The 24,587-nt window shown below is 66.6% G+C and carries 19 protein-coding genes; 13 read left to right on the top strand and 6 right to left on the bottom strand.

Annotation, left to right across the window (positions count from 1 at the left end):
- Positions 1 to 5: 5 nt before the first annotated feature.
- From CHU93_RS02925 to CHU93_RS02910, 4 genes are read left to right on the top strand one after another with little or no spacing between them, the layout of a single operon-like run.
- Positions 6 to 455, top strand: a complete 450-nt coding sequence (locus CHU93_RS02925; RefSeq protein WP_094472690.1) for a FixH family protein — start codon at positions 6 to 8, stop codon at positions 453 to 455.
- Complete coding sequence (locus tag CHU93_RS02920; RefSeq protein ID WP_094472689.1) at positions 452 to 2,575, top strand: heavy metal translocating P-type ATPase; 2,124 nt, start codon at positions 452 to 454, stop codon at positions 2,573 to 2,575. The genes CHU93_RS02925 and CHU93_RS02920 overlap by 4 nt, the downstream gene beginning before the upstream one ends.
- Entirely contained in the window at positions 2,572 to 2,730 is a 159-nt protein-coding gene (gene ccoS, locus CHU93_RS02915) for a cbb3-type cytochrome oxidase assembly protein CcoS (protein WP_086117297.1), read from the top strand. Before CHU93_RS02920 ends, ccoS begins: the two co-directional genes overlap by 4 nt.
- Entirely contained in the window at positions 2,720 to 2,944 is a 225-nt protein-coding gene (locus CHU93_RS02910; RefSeq protein ID WP_094472688.1) for a hypothetical protein, read from the top strand. Before ccoS ends, CHU93_RS02910 begins: the two co-directional genes overlap by 11 nt.
- On the opposite strand, the gene CHU93_RS02905 is transcribed toward CHU93_RS02910, so the two are convergent.
- The 3 genes from CHU93_RS02905 to CHU93_RS02895 form a co-directional block, all read right to left on the bottom strand.
- A complete protein-coding gene (locus tag CHU93_RS02905; protein ID WP_094472687.1) occupies positions 2,927 to 3,568 on the bottom strand; it encodes a response regulator transcription factor in 642 nt (213 codons plus the stop codon). The two genes, CHU93_RS02910 and CHU93_RS02905, sit on opposite strands and share 18 nt — an antisense overlap.
- Positions 3,561 to 4,685: a sensor histidine kinase gene (locus CHU93_RS02900; protein ID WP_243375137.1), complete on the bottom strand. Its 1,125-nt coding sequence runs from the start codon at positions 4,683 to 4,685 to the stop codon at positions 3,561 to 3,563. Before CHU93_RS02900 ends, CHU93_RS02905 begins: the two co-directional genes overlap by 8 nt.
- Positions 4,686 to 4,778: 93 nt before the next feature.
- Positions 4,779 to 5,591, bottom strand: a complete 813-nt coding sequence (locus tag CHU93_RS02895; RefSeq protein WP_094472685.1) for a universal stress protein — start codon at positions 5,589 to 5,591, stop codon at positions 4,779 to 4,781.
- Between the two features lie 139 nt (positions 5,592 to 5,730).
- On the opposite strand from CHU93_RS02895, the gene pyrC reads away from it, so the two are divergent.
- Both pyrC and CHU93_RS02885 read left to right on the top strand, forming a co-directional pair.
- Positions 5,731 to 6,768 carry a dihydroorotase gene (gene pyrC, locus CHU93_RS02890; RefSeq protein ID WP_094472684.1) on the top strand — a complete coding sequence of 346 codons (1,038 nt, stop codon included), beginning with the start codon at positions 5,731 to 5,733 and terminating at the stop codon, positions 6,766 to 6,768.
- A complete protein-coding gene (locus tag CHU93_RS02885; protein ID WP_094472683.1) occupies positions 6,761 to 7,582 on the top strand; it encodes a DUF6671 family protein in 822 nt (273 codons plus the stop codon). The genes pyrC and CHU93_RS02885 overlap by 8 nt, the downstream gene beginning before the upstream one ends.
- A gap of 139 nt (positions 7,583 to 7,721) precedes the next feature.
- On the opposite strand, the gene CHU93_RS02880 is transcribed toward CHU93_RS02885, so the two are convergent.
- A complete protein-coding gene (locus CHU93_RS02880; RefSeq protein WP_094472682.1) occupies positions 7,722 to 8,894 on the bottom strand; it encodes an acyl-CoA dehydrogenase family protein in 1,173 nt (390 codons plus the stop codon).
- Positions 8,895 to 8,970: 76 nt separating this feature from the next.
- Between CHU93_RS02880 and CHU93_RS02875 the strand changes: the two genes are divergently transcribed.
- The 6 genes from CHU93_RS02875 to CHU93_RS02850 all read left to right on the top strand — a co-directional run bounded on the left by CHU93_RS02875 (position 8,971) and on the right by CHU93_RS02850 (position 23,096).
- Complete coding sequence (locus CHU93_RS02875; RefSeq protein ID WP_165768578.1) at positions 8,971 to 11,004, top strand: S9 family peptidase; 2,034 nt, start codon at positions 8,971 to 8,973, stop codon at positions 11,002 to 11,004.
- Between the two features lie 104 nt (positions 11,005 to 11,108).
- Complete coding sequence (locus CHU93_RS02870; RefSeq protein ID WP_165768577.1) at positions 11,109 to 14,594, top strand: TIR domain-containing protein; 3,486 nt, start codon at positions 11,109 to 11,111, stop codon at positions 14,592 to 14,594.
- On the top strand, positions 14,591 to 15,787 hold the full coding sequence (locus CHU93_RS02865; RefSeq protein ID WP_094472679.1) for a serine hydrolase domain-containing protein: 1,197 nt from the start codon (positions 14,591 to 14,593) through the stop codon (positions 15,785 to 15,787). The genes CHU93_RS02870 and CHU93_RS02865 overlap by 4 nt, the downstream gene beginning before the upstream one ends.
- A gap of 48 nt (positions 15,788 to 15,835) precedes the next feature.
- The gene (locus CHU93_RS02860; protein ID WP_094472678.1) at positions 15,836 to 17,317 is read left to right on the top strand and encodes a metallophosphoesterase; all 1,482 of its coding nucleotides are present in this window, start codon (positions 15,836 to 15,838) and stop codon (positions 17,315 to 17,317) included.
- The gene (locus CHU93_RS02855; RefSeq protein ID WP_094472677.1) at positions 17,314 to 21,021 is read left to right on the top strand and encodes a GMC family oxidoreductase N-terminal domain-containing protein; all 3,708 of its coding nucleotides are present in this window, start codon (positions 17,314 to 17,316) and stop codon (positions 21,019 to 21,021) included. Before CHU93_RS02860 ends, CHU93_RS02855 begins: the two co-directional genes overlap by 4 nt.
- Positions 21,018 to 23,096, top strand: a complete 2,079-nt coding sequence (locus CHU93_RS02850) for a penicillin acylase family protein (RefSeq protein WP_094472676.1) — start codon at positions 21,018 to 21,020, stop codon at positions 23,094 to 23,096. Before CHU93_RS02855 ends, CHU93_RS02850 begins: the two co-directional genes overlap by 4 nt.
- A 9-nt stretch (positions 23,097 to 23,105) precedes the next feature.
- On the opposite strand, the gene CHU93_RS02845 is transcribed toward CHU93_RS02850, so the two are convergent.
- On the bottom strand, positions 23,106 to 23,396 hold the full coding sequence (locus CHU93_RS02845) for a DUF1330 domain-containing protein (protein WP_094472675.1): 291 nt from the start codon (positions 23,394 to 23,396) through the stop codon (positions 23,106 to 23,108).
- Positions 23,393 to 24,163 (bottom strand): hypothetical protein, encoded by a 771-nt coding sequence (locus tag CHU93_RS02840; RefSeq protein WP_094472674.1) that lies wholly within the window; start codon positions 24,161 to 24,163, stop codon positions 23,393 to 23,395. The genes CHU93_RS02845 and CHU93_RS02840 overlap by 4 nt, the downstream gene beginning before the upstream one ends.
- Positions 24,164 to 24,207: 44 nt before the next feature.
- Here CHU93_RS02840 and CHU93_RS02835 point away from each other — a divergent pair, with 44 nt between their 5' ends.
- Positions 24,208 to 24,570, top strand: coding sequence for a hypothetical protein (locus tag CHU93_RS02835; protein ID WP_094472673.1), 363 nt, complete (start codon positions 24,208 to 24,210; stop codon positions 24,568 to 24,570).
- Positions 24,571 to 24,587 lie beyond the last annotated feature (17 nt).

Genomic DNA, 24,587 nt, shown 5'->3' with positions numbered 1-24,587 from the left:
GCGCCATGAATATCGCTCACACCCGCTTTACCGGGCGCCACATGGTCGCCGTGATGGTCGGCTTCTTTGGCATCGTGGTGGCGGTGAATATCCACATGGCGCGGCTGGCCAGCGGCACCTTTGGCGGCACCGTGGTTGAAAACTCCTATGTCGCCAGCCAGAAATTCAACCGCTGGCTGGCCGATGCCCGCGCGCAGGACCAATTGGGCTGGGCCACCCCTGTCAGCCTCGATGCCGGCCGCCATGTGGTCGTGACGGTGCCTGGCACCGGTTTCACCGTCAGTGGCAGCGCCCATCACCCGCTTGGCCGAGCGCCCGACATCGCGTTGGCCTTCCGCAGTGATGCCGGCGACCGCCTGGTTGCCACCACGGCGCTGCCGGCCGGCCGCTGGCAGGTGCGGCTCACCATCCGCCATGGTGCCAATCAGAAACGCGTTGCCGAGGTGCTGGCATGAACCGGCCGCTCGGCGCCAACCTCGCCGGCGAAGCCCTGGCCAGCAGCCGCTTTGCCGTGCCCGGCATGCGCTGCGCCGGCTGCATCGCCAAGCTGGAAAACGGCCTTGCTGCCGTGCCTGGCGTGGCCGCCGCCCGGGTGAACTTCACTACCAAGCAGGTCAACCTCTCCCACGATCCGGCGCTGGCCACCCCGGCGCTGGTCAAGGCCTTTGCCGATCTGGGCTTTGATGCCAGCCCGATTGGTGACGCGCTGGCCGGGCCCGACAGTGAGGCGCGCAGCTTGGTCAAGGCGCTGGCCGTCGCCGGCTTTGCCGCCATGAACATCATGCTGCTCTCCGTCTCGGTCTGGTCGGGCGCCGGCGGCATCACGCGCGACCTGTTCCACTGGCTGTCCGCCCTCATCGCCCTGCCCACCGTCGCCTATGCCGGTCAGCCCTTCTTCCGCTCGGCGGCACGGGCGCTGAAGGCCGGCCACACCAACATGGATGTGCCGATCTCCATCGGCGTCGCCCTGGCCACCGCCCTGTCGCTGTTTGAAACCATCACCCACGGCCACCACGCCTATTTCGACAGCGCGGTGATGCTGCTGTTTTTCCTGCTGGCCGGGCGCTGGCTGGATGCTGTGATGCGTGACCGGGCCCGCGATGGCGTGTCGGCCCTGCTCAAGCACATGGCGTCGGGCGCGCTGATCGTTGAAGACGATGGCCGCTCGCACTGGGTCGCCGCCAGCGCCATCCGGCCGGGCATGACCATGCTGGTCGCGGCCGGCGAACGGCTGGCGGCCGATGGCGTCATACTCGATGGCCGCAGCCATTTCGACCAGTCACTGATCACCGGCGAAGCCATGCCCGTCGCTGTTGGCCCCGGCGGTCGGGTGTTGGCCGGCACGCTCAACACCGGCGCTGCCGTCACCGTCGCCGTCACCGCGGCCGGCAGCGATACCAGCATCGCTGATATCGCTAGGCTGATGCAGGATGCAGCGCAGGGCCGCTCCCGCTATGTCCGCATCGCCGATCGCGCCGCCCGGCTCTATGCACCGGCCGTCCACACGCTGGCCGCGCTCAGCTTCATTGGCTGGATGCTGGCCGGCGCCGGCTGGCACCAGGCGTTGTTGATCGCGGTGGCGGTGCTGATCATTACTTGCCCCTGCGCGTTGGGCCTGGCCGTGCCTGCCGCGCAGATCGTCGCCAGCGGCGCGCTGATGCGGGTGGGCGTGCTGGTCAAGGATGGCAGCGCGCTGGAACGGTTGGCCGAAGCCGATGTGGCGGTGTTCGACAAGACAGGCACGCTCACCATTGGCCAGCCCGAACCGCTGGACCTTCACATGCTGCCGGCCGAAGCCGCCGGCATCGCGCTGGCCCTGGCCCAGTGCAGCCGCCACCCGCTGTCCGAAGCGCTGCGCCGGGCGCTGACCGCCAATGGCGTCGTGCCGGCGCGGGTGACGTTGATCAGCGAAACCCCGGGCGAAGGCCTCACCGGCCAATGGCAGGGCCAGATCGTCCGCCTTGGCCGCCCGGCCAGCGCAAGCGCCGATATCGCTGCCGCGCTGCAGATCGGCAGCACCCCCGAACGCCTGATCCGCTTTGCCGATCCGCTGCGCCCGGCATCGGCTGCCACGCTGGCGAGCCTGGCCGGGCTGGGCCTGCCCGCCCGCATCCTGTCGGGCGACCGCGCGGCCCCGGTTGCCGCCGTTGGCGCCGTGCTCGGCATCCCGGCCGAAGGCGGGCTCGATCCCGCCGGCAAGCTGGCGCGCATCAAGGCACTGGTCGGCGAAGGCCGCCGCGTGCTGATGGTGGGCGATGGTCTCAACGACGGCCCGGCGCTGGCCGCCGGCCATGTTTCGATGGCGCCGGGATCGGCCGCCGATGCCAGCCAGAATGCCGCCGATGCGGTGTTTCTGGGCACCAGCCTGGCCCCGGTTGCCACGGCCGTGCAGGTTGCGCGCACGACACAGGCAATTGTGCGCCAGAATTTTGCGCTGGCCATCGCCTATAATGTCGTCGCCGTGCCGCTGGCCATCTTCGGCCTTGTTACCCCCCTGGTTGCCGCACTGGCCATGTCGGGCAGCTCGGTGATCGTGATTGCCAATGCCCTCAGGCTGAAAGGCGCTGCAAAATGAACGGGATACTCCTGCTGATCCCCATCGCGCTCGGCCTTGGCCTCCTGGGTCTGTTTGCCTTCTTCTGGGCTGTGGGCCGCGGCCAGTTCGACGATCTCGACGGCGCCGCACTGCGCATCCTCATCGATGAGGAAGGCCCAGCCGATGCGCCCTGAAACCCTGCGAAATGAACCACTTGCCTATTTGCCAGCGCTGATCGCGCTGGCGCTGGCCGCGTTCAGTCTGCCCGCCCGCGCCAACACCCAATTGCTGTCCCTGTGCAGCGGCACCACCCTGCCCGCCAGCCCCGCCAAAGGCGGCAAGTCCGATTGCGACAGCCCCTGCCACATCGGCTGCCCACGCCAGAAAAAGTCAGGCCGGCTCGGCTGAGGAAGATCCCGCCAACTCCGCCATACGGGCCGTAAACGCGATCTTCAGCGCATCGGAAAGGCTGTTCACCCCCAGTTTCGACATCAGATTGGCGCGGTGAATCTCCACCGTGCGTGGGCTGATGCCCAGATCATAGGCAATGACCTTGTTGGATTGGCCTTCCACCAGCCCGTTCAGTACATCGCGTTCGCGCGGGGTCAGTCCGTTCAGCTGGGCTCGGGCCTGATCAGCCAGGCGCTCCAGCTCGGCCCGGCCCTGATTGCGCGCCAGCGCCTGATCGATGGCGGCAACGACCGCTGTCTTTTCAAAGGGCTTTTCCAGGAAATCCACCGCGCCGGCCTTCATCGCCCGCACCGCCAGGCCCACATCGCCGTGGCCGGTGATGATGATCACCGGCAGCATGATGCCGCGATCCTTCAGGGCCTGCTGCACCGCCAGCCCGTCGAGCCCGCCCAGGCGCACATCCAGCAGCACACAGCCCGGCGCCAGTTGCCCGGCCGCCTTCAGAAACGCCTCGCCGCTTTCAAACTGCTCCACCTCATAGCCCGAGGTCTTGAGCATGAACCCCAGGGATCGCCGGACCGGCGCCTCGTCATCCACCAGATAGATTTGCCTGTCAGACATCCCCCGGCTCCTCAGCCAATGGCAGCGTGAAATGGAAAGCGGTGCCGCCATATTCCGATGGTTCGGCCCAGATGCGGCCGCCATGCGCCTCCACGATGGTGCGGCTGATCGAAAGGCCCAGCCCCATCCCCTTTTCCTTCGACGTGTTGAACGGCTGGAACAACACGGCAGCAATTTCGGGTGACAAGCCGGGGCCACTGTCGGCCACGATCACTTCCACCATGTCGCGCCCCGAGCGGCGGCTGCGGATATCAAGCATCTGGCGCCGGCTTTGCTGCATGGCTTCCACCGCATTGCGGATCAGGTTCAGCAGCACCTGCTGGATCTGGATCCGGTCCACCAGCACCAGATCGGCGGACGTATCGAGCCGCAGGTTGAAATCAAGCCCGGTCGTGCCGGTGCCGGTCAGCGCCAGGGCCGAGGCTTCCGTTACCAGCCGGCGCAGCCGCTCCACCCGCTTTTCGCTGTCACCCCGGCTGATGAATTCGCGCAGGCGCCGCACGATCTGCCCGGCGCGCAGGGCCTGCACACTGGCTTCGGCCAGGGCCTCACGCACCATCTCGATATGGTCGGCCGCCGGTGTGCCGTCATCGCCCAGCAGGCTGCGCGCACCCTCGGCATAGCTGGTGATGGCGGTGAGCGGCTGGTTCAGTTCATGCGCCAGCGCACTGGCCAGGCTGCCCATCGCCGAAACCCGGCTGATGTGGGACAATTCGGTCTGCAAATCGTTCAGCCGGCGCTCCGCCCGCTGCACCTCGGTCAGATCGCGGATGAAGCCGGTGAACAGCCGACCATGCTCGGTCACTGCCTCGCCGATTGCCAGCTCGATGGGAAAGGTGCTGCCATCACGGCGGCGCGCGTTGGTCACCCGGCCGATGCCGATGATGTGCGCTTCGCCGGTGTCCATATAATGTTGCATATAATCGTCGTGCCGGTCCCGGTCCGGGTTCGGCATAAGGATCTTCACATTCTGGCCGATCGCCTCATCATCGGCATAGCCGAACATGCGCGCTGCCGTTTCGGAAAACAGCAGGATGGTGCCCTGTTCATCAATCACGATCAGGGCATCAGGCACCGTCGCCAGGATTGTGCGCTGCAGCGCATCCCCCTGGTCCAAAAGCGGATTTCGCCGCTTCGTCTGGCTATCGGCAAACGGGCACACACTCAGGATAGTGACGGAATATGGCGCAATTTCAACGCCTGATTTGCATCAATGCGCCATCAACATCGGCAGGCCGGCCGATGCGATCAACTCCTTGGTCACCCCGCCCAGCACGGTTTCGCGCAAGCGGCTGTGGCCATAGGCGCCCATCACCAGATAATGGGCCGAAAGCTCGGCCGCGGCATGCTGCAACGCCACCGAGACCCGCCGCCCCTTGGCCGGCCATTCGTGCAGGTCCACCGCAATGCCGTGGCGGGTCAGCCAGGTCCGCGCCTCATGCGCCGAAAGGCCCGGCGCATCATCGCTCACCTCCACCAGGTGCACAGCGCTGGCCCGGCGCAGCAGCGGCAGACCCAGCCGCATGGCATGCGCGGCTTCGGCCGATCCGTTCCACGCAATCATCGCCGGTCCGGCCAGATCCAGCGCCTCACAACCTTGCGGTACCATAAGCACGGGGCACGGCACATGGATCACCAGGTCACCCACGATCGCCATCGGCTGCCGCCGCGTGCGCCGCACCGTCTGCCCAGGCTGCGACACGATCAGCACATCGGCCAGCAACGACCGGTCGATCAGATTTTCCACCACATTGCCGTCAAAACTGTGCCAGTCCCAGCTTATGTCGGCAGCCTGCAACTGCGCCTCGGTGGCGAGGCGCAGCGCCTTGTCCTGATCGTGGATCGTGTCGATCAGCGCGGCCATGCCAAGCATGCCGCCATAGGGGTCGCTGGCATAGGCCTCGACCGGCGTTACCTGCACGCAGGCGATATGGCTGCCCATCTGCCGCGCCAGATCCACCGCCAGCGCCAGCCGGGTCGGTAGATCATCATCGTCGTGGATATGAAGCAACAGATTCTTCATCGAAACACGTCCCGTCAGCCCATCCCCTATCGCCGATTCCGCCCCCACAAATCTGTACGCATCAATACGGAACCGGCTTTGCGGCAGCGGCCGTTCAGGAGGGCTTTCCCAGCCCAGCGCAAAGGCGTATCGGGCGGCCATGAGCGAGACCCTCACCCTGCGCCGCCCCGATGATTGGCATGTTCACCTGCGCGATGGCGCCATGCTGGCCGCCGTGGCCGATGCCACCGCCCGCCAGTTCGCCCGTGCCATCGTGATGCCCAATCTCAAGCCGCCGGTCACCACCGCCGCGGCCGCCGCCGCCTATCGGGATCGCATCCGCGCCGCCGTGTCGCCGGGCATCCGCTTCGAACCGCTGATGACCTGCTATCTCGTCGATCACATCGATCCTGACGAACTGGTGCGCGGCCATGGCGAGGGCATCTTCACCGCCGCCAAGCTCTACCCCGCACATGCCACCACCAACAGCGCCCATGGCGTCACCGATGTCCGCCACATCTATCCGGCGCTCGAAGCCATGCAGCGCATCGGCATGCCGCTGCTGATCCACGGCGAAGTCACTGATCACAGTGTCGACATCTTTGACCGCGAAGCCGTGTTCATCGATCGCATCCTGAAAGGGGTGGTCGCCGATTTCCCGGCGCTGAAGATCGTGTTCGAACATATCACCACCAAGGATGCGGTTGATTTCGTTGCCGCATCCGGCCCGCTGATCGCCGCCACCATCACGCCGCACCATCTCGCCATCAACCGCAACGCCATGTTCGAAGGCGGCATCCGCCCGCATTTCTATTGCCTGCCGGTGGCCAAGCGCGAGCTGCACCGCCAGGCCCTGCGCGCCGCCGCCACCAGCGGCAATCCCAAATTCTTCCTCGGCACCGACAGCGCGCCGCACGGCGTCGAGGCCAAGGAAAGCGATTGCGGCTGTGCCGGCATCTACAACGCGCCCTTCGCCATCGAATCCTATGCCAAGACCTTCGAGGAGGAAGGCGCGCTCGATCGGCTCGAGGGTTTTGCCAGCGAGTTTGGCCCGCGCTTCTATGGCCTGCCGCTGAACCCGGATTTCATCACCCTCCAGCGCGCGCCCACGCCGGTGCCGGCCCGCCTTGCCGCCGCCGACACCGAAGTCGTCCCCTTCCACGCCGGCGAAACGCTGGAGTGGCGCTTCGTTGGATAGCCCCCCCTACACCGGGCAAGCGGTCGCGCTGGCCACCCAGCACGGCAAGGAACGCGCGCTCGCCCCGCCGCTGGACCGCCGGCTGGGCCTGACCGTTCAGACGGTTGCGATCGATACCGATCAGTTCGGCACCTTCACTGGCACCATCCCGCGCACCGGCACCCCGCGCGATGCGGCCCTGGCCAAGGCCCGGGCCGGCATGGTGGCCTCCGGCCTTTCCCTTGGCCTGGCCAGCGAAGGCAGCTTCGGCCCCCATCCGTGGATGCCGTTCGGTGCTGGCGGCGTTGAAACACTCGCCTTCATCGATGCGGGCCGCGGCCTTGAACTCACCCTCTCCGCCGTGTCGCGCCGAACCAATTTTGCCAACCACATCATCACCGCCGGCGAAGACATCGCCCCCTTCCTCGCCCGCATCGGCTTTCCGTCGCATGCGCTGATCGTGCGCGGGCCCGATGGCGGCATACTCGCCACCGGCGTACAGGATATGGCAGCCCTGTCCGCCCTCGCCTGGCCGGGCAACCGGCTGGAAACCGACATGCGCGCCCATGTGAACCCCACCCGCATGGCCGCCATCCGGGCGCTGGCCGGCCGGCTGGCGGCGCGGCTTGCCACCCCCTGCCCGGCCTGCGGCTGCCCCGGCTGGGGCCAGGTGGACGTGATGCGCGGCCTGCCCTGCTCCACCTGCAACCAGCCCACGCAAGCCATCTTCGCCATCATCGATGGCTGTTCTGCCTGTGGCCACCAGGAAAGCCGCCCGCGCCCTGATGGCGTGACGGCGGCCAGCCCGGCCAGCTGCGATTGGTGCAACCCCTGATTCGGCCGTCGCATTTGACACTTTTGTCGAATCCGGCGGGATTGGGCGTTGTTTTCATTGCACCCGGCGCAGTCACATTCTGCCCGGGTCAAGCAACGGGCATCGCCATGATGGCAGAAATGCCCGCTGTAGGACAGGCCTAGCCCAACCCCATCTGCCGCCCGGCCAGATCGAGCATAATTTCTTCCGATCCGCCGCCGATCGCGTTCACTCGCACCTCGCGATAGATGCGCTCCACCTTGGAGCCGGTGATATAGCTGGCGCCGCCCAGCACCTGAGCCGCTTCGCGCACCACATGTTCCAGCATGCGGGTGGCCTGCACCTTCAGCATGGCATAATCGGCGGGCACGCCCTTGCCCTGCATATGCTGATGCGCGCACAGGTCCACCCAGGCCTGGGTGGCGCCGATCTGGCGGGCGCAGTCGGCCAGCTTGATGCGGATCGACTGGTGGGCGCCCAGCCGCTTGCCGAAGGTTTCGCGGGTCTGGGCCCAGTCCATCGCCTCTTTCAGGGCCACCCGCGCCATCGCGCAACAGCCGTGCGCCATGCCAAGCCGCTCGCTGTTGAAATTGCGCATGATACCGATGAAGCCGCCATTTTCCGGCCCGATCAGATTTTCGGGCGGCACCTCGACATTGTCGAAATAGACGGTCGCCGTGTCGGAACAGCGCCAGCCCATCTTGTCCAGCCGCGTGCGGCCCACCCCCGGCCGGTCCGTCTCGATCAGCATCAGCGAAATGCCGGCCATGCCCGGCCCGCCGGTGCGCACTGCCACCGTCATGTAATCGGCGCGCATGCCGCTGGTGATGAACATCTTCTGCCCGTTCACCACATATTTGTTGCCGACGCGCTCGACCCGGGTCTTCAGCTGCGCCACGTCCGATCCACCCGAAGGTTCGGTGATGGCGAGGCTGATGATCTTGTCCCCCGAAAGGACTTCGGGCGCGATCCGCCGCTTCATTTCCTCGCTGCCAAGCGCCAGGATCGGCGGCAGGCCGATGCCGTGGGTCATCAGGCTGGCGCCCAGCCCGCCGGCGCCGGCTGCCGCCAACTCCTCGGACTGCGTCAGGCCATGGAAGACGTTGAAGCCTTCCGAATGGCCGCCATATTCCTCAGGGTAATTCAGGCCCAGGATGCCGGCCGCCGCCGCCTTTTTGTGCAGTTCGCGCGGCAGTTCGCCATCTTCTTCCCACTGGTCGATGTGGGGCAGCACCTCGGCCGCCATGAACTTGCGCACGCTTTGCGCCACCGCTTCGTGGGTTTCGTCATAAAAGGGCGAGCGCGCGCGCCATTCATCAAAACTGATGGTCATACCGGGTCCTCACTGTTCAGCCGAATGTGCCCTTGCTAGCGTTGCGGCACAGCCTTTGGAAAACGACAGGACGCCCATGAAAATCGCCCTTCTCGCCGCCGGCCTGCTGGCCTCCACCGCCGCGCTGGCCGCCAGCCCGGTGGAACCCGCCGATCTTTACCGCATCAGCATGACCGACAATGTCGAGGTGAGCCCGGATGGCGCCCATGTGCTGTTCACGCGGATGCAGTTCGACATCCAGACCGACCGGCGGGTGACCGAATGGTGGCTGGCCAGGGTCGAGAAGACCGGGCTGGACAAAAGGCTGCTGATCCCCGGCCAGGTGGGGGCCGGCGGTGTGACATGGGCGCCGGATGGCAAGCGCATCGCCTATGTTGCGCCTTATCTGGGCAAGCCGCAGATCTGGGTGATGGATGTGGCCGAAGGCATCGGCCGGCCGATCACCAGCGGCGCTCTGGCGGCGCGCAGCCTGGCCTGGAGCCCGGATGGCGCGCGCATCGCCTTCACCGCCCGGGTGGAGGCGCCGACACCGCGGATCGAAGGGATGCCGGAAAAGCCGGCCGGCGCGACCTGGGCCCCCGATCCGCGCTTGATCAGCGACTGGCAGTATCGCACCAACGACGGCGGCTATATAAAGGCGGGCGCCGATCATCTGTTCGTGGTGGCGGCCACCGGCGGCACGCCAACCCAGTTGACCAGGGGTGATGCCGACCAGATCGAGGGCGGCGCCCACTGGTCGCCCGATGGCCAGAGCCTGGTCTACAGCGCCGACAGCCGGCCGGCCGCCGAGCGCCGCGGGTATGACGGCGTCGATCTCTATCGCATCAGCGCCACCGGCGGCACGCCGGAGCGGCTGACCAGCATCGATGGCGGTGAGCGCGGCGGCAAATTGTCCCCCGATGGCCAGGTTCTGGCCTGGATCGGCCAGCCGAAGACCACGAAATTCTACAGCCAGCCTGGCTTGTGGGTGAAGAAACTCGCCGGCGGCGAGCCGGTGCTGGTCACCGCCAGCCTCGATCGCCCGGTCGGCGATTTCGAATGGGCGAAGGACGGCAAATCGCTCACCGTCGCCTATGGCGATGTCGGCCTCGTCAAGGTGGCGTCCATCCCGGTCAGCGGCGGGCCGGCCAAGGTGATCGTGCCGGCCATCGGCGGCACCCGCCTCTATCTCCCCTCCTCCGGTGGCGACTGGAGCGAAGGCGGCGGCGTCCACGCCTTCACCACCGTGGAGGCGGACCGCCCGGCGGCGCTGGGCGTGATGAAGGCCGGCAAGCTGATCGGCAAGATCGACTTCAACGACAAGTGGCGGGCGGACAAGACTATCGGCGCCATGGAGCGGCTGACCTGGAAGGCCCCCGATGGCCTGACCATCGAAGGCTGGATCCAGTATCCGCCCAATTTCGATCCGGCAAAGAAATATCCCGTCGCACTGGAAATCCACGGCGGCCCGAACGGGGATTACGGGCCCTATTTCTCCATCACGCACCAGCTCTATGCCGCTGCCGGCTATGTCGTGCTCTGGTCAAACCCGCGCGGTTCAACCGGTTATGGCGAAAAATTCGCCAACGGCATCACGCCGGAATATGGCGGCGAGTATCCTGGCCCTGATCTTGGTGACCTGCTGGCCGGCGTGGACGAGGTGCTGAAGCGGCCGTGGGCGGATGCCCGCAACCAGTTCATCGGCGGCGGCTCGGGCGGCGGCGTGCTGACCACCTTCGCCATCGGCAAGACCGATCGGTTCAACGCCGCGGCGGCGCTGCGCCCGGTCACCGACTGGTCAATCCAGGCGCTCACCTCCGACATCAGCGCAGTCACCCTTTCCAACTGGGTCGTCGGCAACCCGTGGGACAATCGCGACCTTTATTGGCGCCGGTCCACTTTCAGCCTGATCGGCAACGTCAAGACTCCCACCCTGCTGATCACCGGCGAGGCTGATTATCGCACCCCGATCGCCCAGACCGAGGCCTATTACCAGGCGCTGAAGGTGCGGGGCATTCCGGCGATGATGGTGCGCCTGCCCGAAGCCAATCACGGCATGGGCCGGCCCAGCCAATGGCTGCAATCCAATCTGGCGGTGATCGATTGGTACAACCGTTTCCTGGTGAAATAGGCCATCGGGAGACGGTATCGAGGTTGCCAGAATATAATTGCAAATCCAATCATTTGCTTACATACTCTGGGTGGGTCGATGCCTGACGCCGGTTGAGGGGACGCGTGCCGGACATTTTCATCAGCTATGCCTCGCAGGATACGGCGCGGGTGCGTCCGCTGGTCAACCGGCTGGCCAGCGAGGGCTGGGATATCTGGTGGGATCGCGAGATCATCAGCGGCCAGCTGTGGGAAAGTGCCATCGAAAAGGCGGTGGCAACCGCGCGCTGCATGGTGGTGATCTGGTCGGAACGATCGGTGGAATCCGATTGGGTGCGCACCGAAGCGGCCGAGGGGCTGGCCCGCGATTGCCTGGTGCCGGTGCTGATCGATCCGGTGGTGCCGCCATTGCGCTTTCGCCAGCTGCATTGCCGGCGCCTCACTGGCTGGCCCGATGGCCATGATCCCCATGAACTGGATGGCCTGGTGGCCGATATCACGGCCCGGCTGGCGCGGACAACGCCGCGCGTGGCGACGCCGGCCGCGCCGGCACCCGGCCTTGCGCTGGAAACCGGCGAGCGCCGGCCAGCCAGCATCGTTTCCGCCCTGATCGATCATGATGGCGACGACGAGGATCCGGAAGCCGTGCTGGAGCGCACGCAAGCCTGGTCGGCGGCGGTGGGGCAGTTCGCCCGCGAGGCATCGGCCATCGTTCTGCACAATGATGTCAATGGCTTTGCCCTGGTCTTTGGCGTGACCGAAGCGCAGGAGGATGATGAAATCCACGCGGCCGAAAGCGCCTTTGCCCTGAACCGGCTGCTGGGCCATGGCCATGGCCTTGACGTGCGCTTTGGTCTTGCCACCGGGCTGGTGGTGGTCACCACCACGGCGGCCGGCGGGCAAATTTCTGGCACGGCACTGGCCACAGCCGCCGCAATGGCCCAGCGCGCCATGCCCGGCGAAATCTGGTGCCAGGCGAGCGCGGCCGGCCGGCTTGCCCCCTATTTCGCCATGGATCGCGCCGGCGATGGCGCGCGGCTGATGGCACGAACCGAGGTGCGCAGCCGGCTGGATGCGGCGCGGGCGCTGGGCCTGTCGCCCTTGTTCGGACGCCGGCTGGAAACCGCCCTGCTGGACGCATTGGTGGATGATGTGCAGGGCGGCAGCGGCCGGGCGCTGGCGCTGGTCGCCGATGCCGGGCTGGGCAAGAGCCGCCTGCTGCACGAGCTGGCGTTGCTGGCGGCCGAGCGCGGCGTTCGCATCGGCCACGGCCGCGGCCGGCTTTACAACCGCAGCCGCCCCTTTGGCGTGTTCGCCGATCTGTTGCGCGATCTGGTGGGGGTGGATGCCGATGCCAATGGCGAACGCCTGGCCCATGCGCTGCAGGCCCGGTCGCCGGCACTGGCACCGCTGCTGCCGGAACTGCTGGCGGTGCTGGGCGCCGAACACCCGGCCCATGCCCTGCCCCCGGCCGGCGACGCGCAAAGCCGCAAGCGCCAGCTGGGCCAGGCCGTGATTGCCGCGCTGGCCATCATGGCCGCCGATCAGCCGCTGGCCCTTTTGTTTGATGATTGGCATCGCGCCGACGAGGCATCGGCCGAACTGATGCCGCAACTGGCAGCGATGGCGGCCGCGCACCCGATGCTGATCGCGCTGGCGCTGGCGCCGGACACGCCGGTGCCATGGCCAACGCTGCCGCATTGCAGCCAGATGGTGCTGCGTCCGCTGGCGCGCGGCGACGTTGCCGCCCTGGTCGCCGCGATCAGCCGCAGCGAACGAGTGGCGCCGGATCTGCTGGCCCGCCTGACCGAGCAAAGCGACGGCGTGCCCCTGTTCATCGAGGAATTGGTGCGCGCGTTGCTGGAGGATGGCGCCATTGTCGCCCGCAACGGCGAACTGGTGGCGGTGAGTGTCAACCGGGCCATGCCCGACAGTATCGAAGCCGTTGTGCGCGCCCGGCTTGACCGGCTGGAGCCGGCGATCCTGTCGCTGCTGCGCGTGGCGAGCGTGATGGGCCGTGATTTCGGCCGGGCCTTTCTGGATGCGCATTTTGGCGGCGCGGCCGAACTTGGCACGCTGCTGGATCGGGCCGTGGCGCTGGGCCTGATCCAGCAGACCCGGCTGTTGCCGGAACCGGTTTGGCGCTTTCGCCACGCCGCGACCTGGCAAGTGGCGCACGACAGCCTGCTGATGAAGCGGCGACGGTCTCTGCATGCCGAAGCCGCCGCCTGGTTGGGGGCACAGGCTGCGGACGATGCCGACAGCCTGGCCGAAACCCTGGCCATGCATTGCGCCGAAGCCGCCCAACCCGAAGCGGCGGCCGGCCATTTCATGCGCGCCAGCCAGCGGGCGGCGCGGGGGGCGCTCTATCGTCAGGCCGCCAGCTTTGCCCAGGCCGCGGCCGACCAGCTGGCCAGCTTGCCCGCCGGCCCAGAGGTGCATGAGCGCCTGCTGGAGGCACGGGTGGCCGCGGCGCGGGCGCTATTCCTGGTCAAGGGTTATGGCCACAGCGAAACCATCGCGGCGGTGGATGGGATCAAGGCCCTGATGGACACGGCAACCGCCGGAGCCGGACTGGTGCCGGCGTTGTGGGTGCTGTTCCGGCATGCCTACAACATCGGCCAGATGGCGCCGGCAATGGCGGCAGCGGCCCGGCTGGAGCAATTGTGCGCCGATGATCCGGTGGAAGGATCGCGCGCCCGCATGGCGGTTGCGCTGGTGCATCTGCTGATGGGCGAACCGCTGCGGGCGCTGGGCCTGCTGGATGATCTGGCCGCCCTGCCGCTGCCGGCCGACGAGCGCGATTATGCCGAACGCGTCAATGTCTCGCCACTGGTGCAGGCCTGGACGATCATGGGGCTGGCGCGGGTGCGCGTGGGTGATGTGGCCGGCGGCTGGGCCGCGTTCGACCGGGCCGAGGCACTGGCCGACGAGATCGGCCATGCCAGTTCCAAGGCCTTTGTGCTGGGCTATCGCGATGGTGCCGCCCACATGCTGGCCGACATGGATGCCGCCGAAGCGGCCGCCACCCGCCTGAAGCAGGTGGCCGAACAGCATGATCTTGTTCACTGGGATGCCCATGCCCGCATGAAGCTGGCGATGTGCCGGCTGGTGCGTGGCGATGTGTCGGTGGTGCCGGCCTTTCTGGCGGCCGAAGCCGATGTGCAGGCGCTGGGCGTGGTGATGGTGCGCGAACAGGGCCTGCTGCTGCGCGCGTTGATGGCCATCCAGGGCCAGAATTTTGCCGGCGCGCTGGCCCTGCTGGACGAAGCAGAGGCGCTCATGGTCGAAGGCCCCCGCCAGCTCAAGCCCGATATCATGCGGGTTCGGATGCTGGCGCTGTCGGGTATCGACATGGAGGCGGCCGTGGCGCTGGGCATGGCCACGCTGGATGACTGCGCTGCCACCGCCAACCATGCCCGCGCCGTGCAACTGGCGTGCGACCTTGCCACCATCCTGTCGCGGCTGGGGCGAGACGGCGAAGCCATCGCGCGCCTGACGTCCGCACTGGCGGCCATCCCTGCCGACCAGCGCGGCGCGGCGCCGGTGTTCCGGCACGCCCAGGCTCTGCTGGCCCGCCTGACCCGTGAACCGCAGGAGACGGCCATATGATCCAGCCTGCCGGCCATGTTGCCCCGGGCTTTGAGCCGGTGCGCGATGCCTTTGCGGCCAGCCTGGCCCGCCCCGATGCGCTGGGGGCGGCGGTGGCCATCCATCATCAAGGCCGGCTGGTGGTTGATCTGTGGGGCGGCGCCAGTCAGGCCGATGGCAGCGGGCAGTGGCAGAATGACAGCCTGGTTCTGCTATATTCCGTGTCCAAGGGGCTCAGCGGGTTGGCCTGCGCCGTCGCGGTGGCGCGCGGCCTGTTCGATTATGATGAACCGGTGGCGGCCGTCTGGCCCGAATTCGCCTGCGCCGGCAAGCAGGGGGTGACGATCGGGCAGCTGTTGTCGGGACAGGCGGGCGTGGCCGCGCTGCCGCTGGCCCTGAACCGTGATCGCATGGCGGATCAGGATCTGATGGCCCGCACCATCGCCGGCCAGTCGCCCAACTGGCCGCCGGGCCAGTTGGCGGGCAATCACAGCTATTCGCTTGGCTGGGTGGCGTGTGAGCTGATCCGCCGGCGCGATCCGGCCGGGCGCAGCCTCGGGCAGTTCATGGCCGACGAGTTGACGGGGCCGCTGGGGGCCGAACTCTATCTTGGCCTGCCCGCCGATGTGGACCGGTCACGCCTGGCGCGGATCAAGGGCTGGGGCTTTGTTGATCTGCTGCTGCATAACAAGACCATCCCCTGGTCGCTGGTGCTGGCGCTGCTGTGGCCCTGCTCCCTGCCATTCCGCGCCCTGAACAACCCGTTTTTCCTGCACGGGGCTGGTGCCCTTGATCAGGAAGAATGGCGCGATGTCGAACTGGGCGCGATCGGGGCGATCGGTTCGGCCCGGGCCGTGGCCAGTTGCTATGCCGCCTTCGTGGCGCCGGGCGGCCCGCTGGCGCTGCCGGTCAGCCTGCTGGATCGGCTGATCGCCGGCCACCCCCAGCCCGCCCGCGGCCAGCGCGACGCGGTGCTGCATGTCGGCATGAATTGCAGCTTCGGGCTGGAAAAGCCGTCGGTGGATTGGCCGTTTGCGCCGTCGGCATCGGCCTTCGGGTCATTTGCGATTGGTGGCAGCCTGGCCTTTGCCGATCCCGGCAACCAGGCCGCCTATGCCTTCGTGACCAACCGCCTGGGCCTCTATGCCCGGGATGACCCGCGTGAGAAGATGGTGCGCGACGCGTTCTACAAGGTGATCAGGCCCGGCGGGTGATGGGCTGGAGCCGGCCGGGCAGAGCCAGGCCAGGGGGAGAATGGGCATATGGCGTTGCGGTATATCTGTCTGTCGGATCTGCATCTGGGCGCGCCCGATAGCCTGTTGACCCATATTGATGATCACGACACGGTTGACCCCCAGGTGCCGTCGCGCGTGCTGGTGGCTTTCGCCAAGGCGCTCAGGGCCACGGTCAGCGCGCTGTCGGATGGTGAGCCGCCGATGCTGGTGCTGCTGGGCGATGTGCTCGATCTGGGGCTGTCGCCCTCGTCCGACGTCGCGCCCGCCTTCATGCGCTTTCTCGAAGCGCTGTTTCCGCCGGACGAACCCCGGCTGTTCAGCACCGATCTGTGGATCGTGCCCGGCAATCACGACAATCTTCTGTGGGATCAGGCGCGGGCCTTTGCCTTCATCGACGAGATCGGGCCGGGTGGCACGGTTGCGCCAGGCAGCAGCCGGCTGGGCGGCACGCCGCTGTTGCAACCCGATCCCGCCAGCCGCATCGGTTCCCCGCTGCTGAACCGGCTGGTCAGGTTGCATCCGGGGCTTGAAACGGCCAACGCCTTTGTCGCCTATCCCAATCTGGGCCTTGCCAGCCGCGATGGCAGCCGGATGCTGGTGCTGCACCATGGCCATTATCTTGATGCGATGTATCGGCTGGTTTCGCGCTTTGAAACCTGGCTGCAGGGCAACAACATGCCGCCGCAGACCATGGATGATCTGGCCGCGAACGGGCCATGGATCAGCTTCCTGTGGAGCCAGCTTGGCAACGCCGGCGATGCCGGCCAGGGCGCCTGGACCCTGTATGAGATCATGCTGGATGCCGGTGCCAGCCACCAGATGGCCGGATTGGTGGCCGATCGGCTGGTCAATGCCCTGAAACAACGCTTTGCCGTGCTGCCACGGGCGCCATTGTTCCACGGCATTTCGATCGAGGAACTGGTGCGGGCGGCGGTGGATTTCACGCTGGGCCATGCCGCCGAAAGCCAGCGCCTGGCCGAACAGAGCGTGCTGTCAACCGACGAACTGGCCGATCTGCGCTGGTATGTGTCAACGCCGCTTTGGCACCAGATTGCGGCCACGGTGGGGCCTGATCATCTGCCGTCACACCTGGGGTTCATCTTTGGCCACACCCACAAGCCTTTCCAGGATCAGGTGACCGTGCCCGGCCAATCCCTGCCGGTTGCGGTTTACAACACGGGCGGTTGGGTGCTGGATCAACCCACCCTGATGCCCAGCCAGGGCGGAGCGGCCATGCTGATCGATGATGACTTGAACGTGGCGTCACTGCGCTTGTTCAATGATGAACCTGATGGCGGCACGCGCCCCGTGCATGCTGGCGGCCTTGGCGGGTTCATCGATGCCGAAAACATATTGCTGCACCAGGTGCAGGCCGCGCTGCAACATCCCGACACGGCCGATCTGTGGCAGGCGTTCAGCGACAGCGTGAAGGACGGCATCAACAAGCGCGTGACCCTGCGCATGCAGGAGTTTTTCAAGGTCGATGCCGCAGCGGAGGTTCTGGCATGATTGGCACCCTGATCGCCCGCCCGTTGACGGACATCGCCGAACGCTATGACGTGGTTGTGATCGGTTCCGGCTATGGCGCGGCCGTGGCGGCTTCGCGGCTGGCCCGGGCCGGCCGCCGGGTGGCCGTGCTGGAACGCGGCCGCGAGATCAGGCCCGGCCAGTTCCCCGACACACTGGCCAAGGCATCGGCCGAAATGCAGATCGATACCAGCCGCGGCAAGCTGGGTGTGGCCGATGGCCTGTACAATCTGCACGTCAACCCGGACATGTTTGCCCTGGTGGGCTGCGGGCTGGGCGGCACATCGCTGATCAATGCCAATGTCGCACTGGAACTGCACGAAACCCGGATCGACGAATTTCCTGCCGCATTGCGCGACGATGCGCTGGGCCCGCACTTTGCCCGGGCCCGCGAATGGCTGGATGCGCGGCCCTATCCCGAAGGCGCGCCGCCACTGGGCAAGCTGAAGGCGCTGGAACAATCGGCCCGGATGATGGGCCAGCCCTTTTACCGGCCACCCATCGCGGTGAATTTCACCGATCAGATCAACCCGCAAGGCGTGCCGCAACCAGCCTGCAACAATTGTGGCGATTGCTGTTCGGGCTGCAACGTCGGCGCCAAGAACACGCTGCTGATGAATTATCTGCCCGATGCTGCCAACCATGGCGCCAGCATCTTCACCCGGGCGCGCGTCACCCACATCAGCCCGGCCGACGCCGGCGGCTGGCTGGTGCATTTCGAGCCCTGTGGCGATGGTGCGCCGGGCCAGCCAGGGGCGGTGCAGGCTGCCCTGGTCGTGCTGGGAGCCGGCGCGCTGGGCAGCACCGAAATCATGCTGCGATCGGCCGAGCAGGGCCTGCCGCTGTCGGCCCGCGTGGGCCAGGGCTTTTCCGGCAACGGCGATGTGCTGGCCTTCGGCTATGACAGCTATGCCGCGGATCCGGCAGCATCGGCCGACCAGCCGGCCAACGTGAACGCCATTGGCGTTGGCACCAACCAGGTGCCGGCCGATCAATATCCGGGGCCCTGCATCGCCGGCATCATCGACATGCGCGACGAAGCCAGCACCGGCGGCAATCCCCTGAACGCCATGGTGATCGAAGAGGGCGTGATCCCCGGCGCGCTGGCCGCGGTGATGCCGGCCGCCTTTTTCTTTGGCAATGCGCTGGTGGGCAGCTTCACCCAGTTTGGCCTTGATGAAGCCAAGCCGCGGCTGCTGTCGGCCCAGGGACTGGGCACGGCCTTGCAGAATGATCCGATGGCGCTGGCCAGCTGGTCATACAAGGGCCAGATGGCGCGCACCCAGACCTATTTGACCATGAGCGTGGACATGGCCCAGGGCGAACTGGCGCTGCACAACGACCGCCTGGCCATCGCCTGGCCCGGCGCCGGGCGCGAACCCAGTATCGAACGCGACAACCGCAAGATCCGCGAGGCTGCAACGGCGATCAAGGGCCAGTTCCTGCCCAATCCGCTGTGGACCGAGCCCATGGGCAAAAAGCTGGTGACCGTGCACCCGGTTGGCGGCTGCCGCATGGCCGAGGCGGCGGAACTGGGGGTGGTCAACTGGAAGGGCCAGGTGTTCACCGGCCGCGATTCCACGTCGGTGCATGACGGGCTGTATATCTGCTGCGGGGCCGTGATGCCCGCCGCCCTTGGGGTCAACCCGCTGCTCACCATCACGGCCTTTGCCGAACATGTGGCCGCGCAGATCGCCGCCGATCATGGCTGGACGATCGACTGGTCACGCCAGCCCGCCCGCCGCCTGCCCCCTCCGCCACCGGCGCCGCCCAGCCCCGATCCGGCCGAACCGGCCGGCAATGGCGTGCTGGATTGGCTGCGCCATCTTGGCAAGGCGCTGGAAGACGGCGCCATCGATGCGGCCAAGACGATCCTGAAGGATGTCATCAAGGATCACCCCGATCTGCTGAGCCCCAGTTTCCAGTTCACCGAAACCATGTCGGGCTGGGTCAGCCGGCATGATGTGCGCCACCCCGGCCCGGCCGATCAGCGCATTTCCGATGATTATGCCGTGGCGGCTGCCTGGGGCCAGTCGCGCGGGCACGGGATGGCATTCCGACTGACCATCGAGGCGGAGAGCCTCTATCAGCTGGCGACCGATCCCATGCACCCCGGCACCATCAGCGGCGAGGTCTCTTGCCCCGAACTGGCCGCAGAACCGATGCCGGTGCGCCACGGCACATTCAACCTGCTGTTCGCCGATCCCGATCATCCCGAACAATGGCTGATGACCTATGACATGGTTCTGGCGCGGCCAGAGGGGCCGTGCCGGTTCCGCGGCTTCAAGACCCTGCGCCAACGCGCCGGCAGCGACGCCTGGACCGACGTGACCACCCTGTTCATCACCGTGCACGATGGAGAGGATGGCAGCGGCAAGCTGTTGAGCCAGGGCATATTGAAACTGGATATCGAGGATCTGATGTGGCAGGCGAGCTCCGCCAAGCTGCTGCCGAAAAACCTGATTTCGGATGTGGTGGACGAGGTGGAGGCCGCGCGTTCGGCCATCGACCTTTACTATCTCGCCAAGCTAGGCGCCTTTTTCGCCATCACCCTGTTCCGCGCCTATGGCGGCGTGCTCTCGGACCTGGAAAACTTCATCGCCCAGGATCGCACCGGCCCTGAGCGCCCGCACCGGGCCCTGGCGCTGCCGGCGCCGATCAGCATCGCCTATGATCTTGGCGACGGGTTCAGCAACCGGCTCACCCGCTATCAGGGTGGCAGCAAGGGGCCGGTGATCGTTGCCCCCGGCTTTTCGATCCGGGCCGCCAGCTATGCGCTGGACACGGTTGATCACAATTTTGCCGAAGCGCTGGTGGCAGCCGGCTATGATGTCTGGCTGTTCGATTATCGCGCCAGCCCCGATAGCGGCACGGCTGGCACCCCGCCCTTCACCATCGATGATATTGCCCGTGTCGATTGGCCGGCGGCCGTTGCACGGGTGCAGCAGGAAACCGGCAAGGCCGATGTGCAGGTGGTGGCGCATTGCATTTCCTGCGTGTCGCTGATGATGGCGCTGGCCGCCGGGCTGAAGGGGGTGCGGCACCTGGTGGCGTCGCAGTTCACGATGCATCCGATCAGCAACTGGTTCAATTATGTGAAGGCCGATCTAGGCGTTGCCCAGTTGTTGTCAGGCGTGTCGCAGCTGAAGGGCAGTTTCAACTTCCAGCCCGGTGACAGTCTGGACGACCGGGTGATCGATTTCGCCGCCTGGAACCTGCCGGTGCCCGATGGCGAGGAATGCAACAATCCTGCCTGTCGCCGGGTGTTTGCAGTCTATGGCCCCAGCTATGCCCATGCCCAGCTCAACCGCTGGACCCACACATGCATCAGCGACTGGTTCGGCCCGGTTTCGATCAAGCCGTTTGAACAGCTGCAGCTGATGCTGCGGGCCGGCAAGGCGGTGAACGCCGAGGGCAAGAATATCTATGTCACGCCCGAAGGTGCGCGCAACCTGGCGCTGCCGATCAGTTTCCTGGCCGGGGCCAGCAGCCAGATCTTCTACCCGGAAACCGCCCAGCGCACCCGGCGCTGGCTCAGCGACATCAACGGGCCGGGGCTTTACACGATGAAGATGATCAAGGGCTATGCCCATATGGATCTGTTCATCGGCAAGACTGCCGCCGCCGATGTGTTTCCCTGGATCATCGCCGAACTGGATCGCCATCAGACTGGAACGCCTTCATGAAACCGCTTGTTCTTGCCCTGTTGCTGGCCAGTGCAACCCCCGCGCTGGCCGATGAAGTGCTGTGGGATCGCCATGGCGTGCCCCACATCATCGCCGACAGCGAGGCCGGGGCCTTCAAGGGCTTTGGCTGGGCCCAGGCCGCCAGCCACGGCAATATCCTGCTCAAGATGTATGGCGAAAGCCGTGCGCGCGCGGCGGAATATTGGGGCCCGGAACACGCCGCGCTCGATCGCTACCTGATCGCGCATGATGTGCCGGAACGCGCCCAGGCCTGGTACAAGGCGCAGGCGCCCCAGATGCGCGCCAATCTTGATGCCTTCGCGGCCGGCATCAACGCCTGGATGGCCGCCCATCCCGATCATGTGCCGGCCGAACTGCGCCGCGTGCTGCCGATCACCGGGGTGGACGTGATGGCCCACGCCCATCGGCTGATGCAGTTCCTCTATGTCGCGCCCATGGGCCGCATGCTGTCGCCGCCATCGCGGCCCGGCCCGACCGGCCTTGGCGATGACGGCGGCTCCAACGGCTGGGCGGTGGCGCCCCGGCGCACGGTGGAGGGCGCGGCGATGCTGCTGGCCAATCCGCACCTGCCGTGGGCGCCCTCCCCGCTTACCTATTACGAGGCGCAGATCACGGCGCCGGGCTATAATGTCTATGGCGCTACCCAGGTCGGCTTGCCGGTGCTGCGCTTTGCCTTCAACAACGAGCTGGGCTTCACCAACACGGTCAACAACATGCTGGGCGCCACCCGCTATGCCCTCGTCGCCGATTGCTATGGTTATCGTCTGGATGGCAAGCGGCTGGCCTATCGCATGGTGAAGAAGGCGATGCTGATCCGCCAGAGCGATGGCAGTTTGAAGCGCGAAACCTGGGCGCAGCGGCACAGCGTGCACGGCCCGGTGTTCGAGGTGGAGGGAAAGCCGGTGGCGGTGCGCGTCGCGGGGCTGGACCGGCCCGGCGTGTTGCAGGCCTATCTCGACATGGGCAAGGCCAAGGATTTCAACGGCTTTGAAAGTGCCTTGAAGCGGTTGCAGATTCCCAGCTTCAACATCGTCTATGCCGACCGGGCCGGGCATGTGTTCCATATTTCCAACGGCATATTGCCCCGCCACAAGACGGGCGGCAGCCATGAATATTGGTCAGGCCTGGTGCCCGGCGACCGCAGCGCGCTGATTTCGACCGAGATCGAGCCGTATGACAGCCTGCCCAAGGCGCTCGATCCGCCCGGCGGCTTTGTGCAGAACGCCAATGACGTGCCCTGGGTGAACACCGTGCCGCGCGTGCTGAAGCCGGCGGATTTCCCGGCCCATGTGGCGGCAACGGAGCCGATGAGCCTGCGCGCCCAGATGTCGGCCCGGCTGCTGATGGGCGATGACCGGTTGAGCTTTGCCGAATTCCAGCGCCGCAAGCTGACGACCACCAGCCTGATGGCCGAGCGGTTGAAAGGCCCGCTACTCGCCGCCAGCGCCGGCAGCGCCGATCCCGATGTCCGCGCTGCGCGTGACCTCTTGGCCGGGTGGGACAATCGCTTCGAGGCGGACAGCCGCGCTGCCATCCTGTTCGAGGAATGGGCACGGCGCTTTGCCGGTCCCGGCCTGTCAGACGAAGGCAATTATACGAAGCCGTGGACGCTGGAAGATCCGTTGAACACCCCGGCCGGCATCCGCGATGATGCCCAGGCGACCGCGATGCTGGCCGCAGCGGCGCAAGCGGTGAAGGCCCGCCACGGCCGCATCGATCCGCGCTATGGCGATGTCTCGCGCTTTGCTGCCGGCGAGGCTCTCTCCGTTCCCGGCCATGGCGGCGCCGGGCCGCTGGGCCTGTTCCGCACCATCAGCTGGGGGCCGTGGAAAGATGGCACGCGCGTGCCGGTGGCCGGCGAAACCTGGGTGAACTTGATCCAGTTCTCGACGCCGATGAAGGCGATTGCCACCATGAGCTATGGCAACAGCAGCCAGCCCGGCACCCCCCACCGCAGCGACCAGCTGGCGGCGCTGGGCGAAAAGCGCTTCCGGCAATTGTGGCTGACGCGGGATGAGGTGGAGCGGAACCTGGAGCGACGGGACGTGTATTGAGGGCCGGGTTCAATCCCCGACCAGCATGACCTGCACGTCGGCCAACCCCTCGCGCAGTTTGCGCACCTCGGCATATTCGGGCGAGTTCCAGAAGGCCAGGGCGGCTGCGCGGCTGGGCCATTCGGAGACGACGACCGAGGCGCCCTCCATGCCGTCCCCTTCCAGGCAGACGGCGCCCGGGGCGCGGATGACATAGCGGCCGCCATATTGTGCCACCAGCCTGGCAGCGGCGGGGCCATAGCCGGTGATGAACTTGTCCCGATCGTGGATGCGGGCGGTGATCACCAGCCAGGCGGTCATTTGGCGGCTCCTGCGATGTTGGTCAGCTCAGGCGGCGGGGCGAACTGGCGGTCGGTGATGGGCTGGCCGACCACAAAGCGTTGCCAATGCACCGTGTTCTGGCGCACGCCGTTGTAGAACAGGGTCACTTCGCGTGCCTGCAGCCAGCGCGGGTTCCTGCCCACCACGAAATCATCATAGACCCGCTCGTGCCAGCCGCGCGGGGTGGCAAAGCCCATGTAGCGGATGAAATGGCGCCGGGCGTCGATGCCGAACAGGGTGGCGACGCCGGCCGGATCGATCACCCGCACCATCTTGAGTGCGTGGCCGCCAATGTCGCGATCGGGCGCCCGTTCCAGCGTGAATCCCTGTTTCAGCGCCTGGCGGATGATGCCGAAGCCGAAATTCTCCGCCCAATATTTGTCGGCCTCGGCCTTCGGCACGATCCCCTTGTCGTTCCAGGTGGTGGCGCCGTCAAACCCCACCTCGAACAGCAACTTGCCCTTGATCGTCGCGGTGATCCGCAGCTTGCCATCGGCGGCGTGGGCGGCGGTGCGCCCCGCATCCATCGCCCGCCACATGCGATAATCATCAACATGGCGCACCGGGCCGGCGGCGGTGGGGCTGTAGAAATCGGCGCTGCCTTCCAGCACCAGGGTCTCCGGGTTCAGCCAGCGATCGCCGCCAGCCACTGCCACCGCGCGTTCGATGATGGCGCGCGGGGTTTCAGCCTCTACTGTGGCCGCAGCCATCACCAGCATGATCGACAGCATCAGCACCTCCCGCATTTCGACTATGGATTTGTCCGGACAAATTGGCAATACTAGCCGGCATGCTTGCCCTGCTCCTCGCTGCCGCCCTCGCCCCTGGGGTCTATACCAACGAGGATGACCATTATTTCGCGCGCGAACGGAATGACCCGGCGATCCCGGCCTGGACCGGGGTGGAGGTCGCCGCCGATGGCCGCTGGCGCCGGATCGACTGGCACGGCAAGGCGCTGACCGATTGGGCCACCGGCGACCCGCCCGGCCTTGCCCAGGGCGATGGCCGCATCAGCCTCAACACCGCCAGCGGGCAAGCCACCGTGGTGAAGAAGGGCGAGACCTTCACCTGCTGGATTTCCACCCTCAAGAACGCGAAAAAGCCTGACGGCAAGGACGATTGGACCTTTGCTGTCGCGCGACAATCAGGGTGAGAATGCGCGACAATCAA

This window comes from Sandarakinorhabdus cyanobacteriorum (genome assembly GCF_002251755.1).
In the GTDB taxonomy this organism is placed as follows: domain Bacteria; phylum Pseudomonadota; class Alphaproteobacteria; order Sphingomonadales; family Sphingomonadaceae; genus Sandarakinorhabdus; species Sandarakinorhabdus cyanobacteriorum.
Note: the sequence above shows the minus strand (reverse complement) of the source record. Positions and strands in the feature narration are given on the sequence as shown.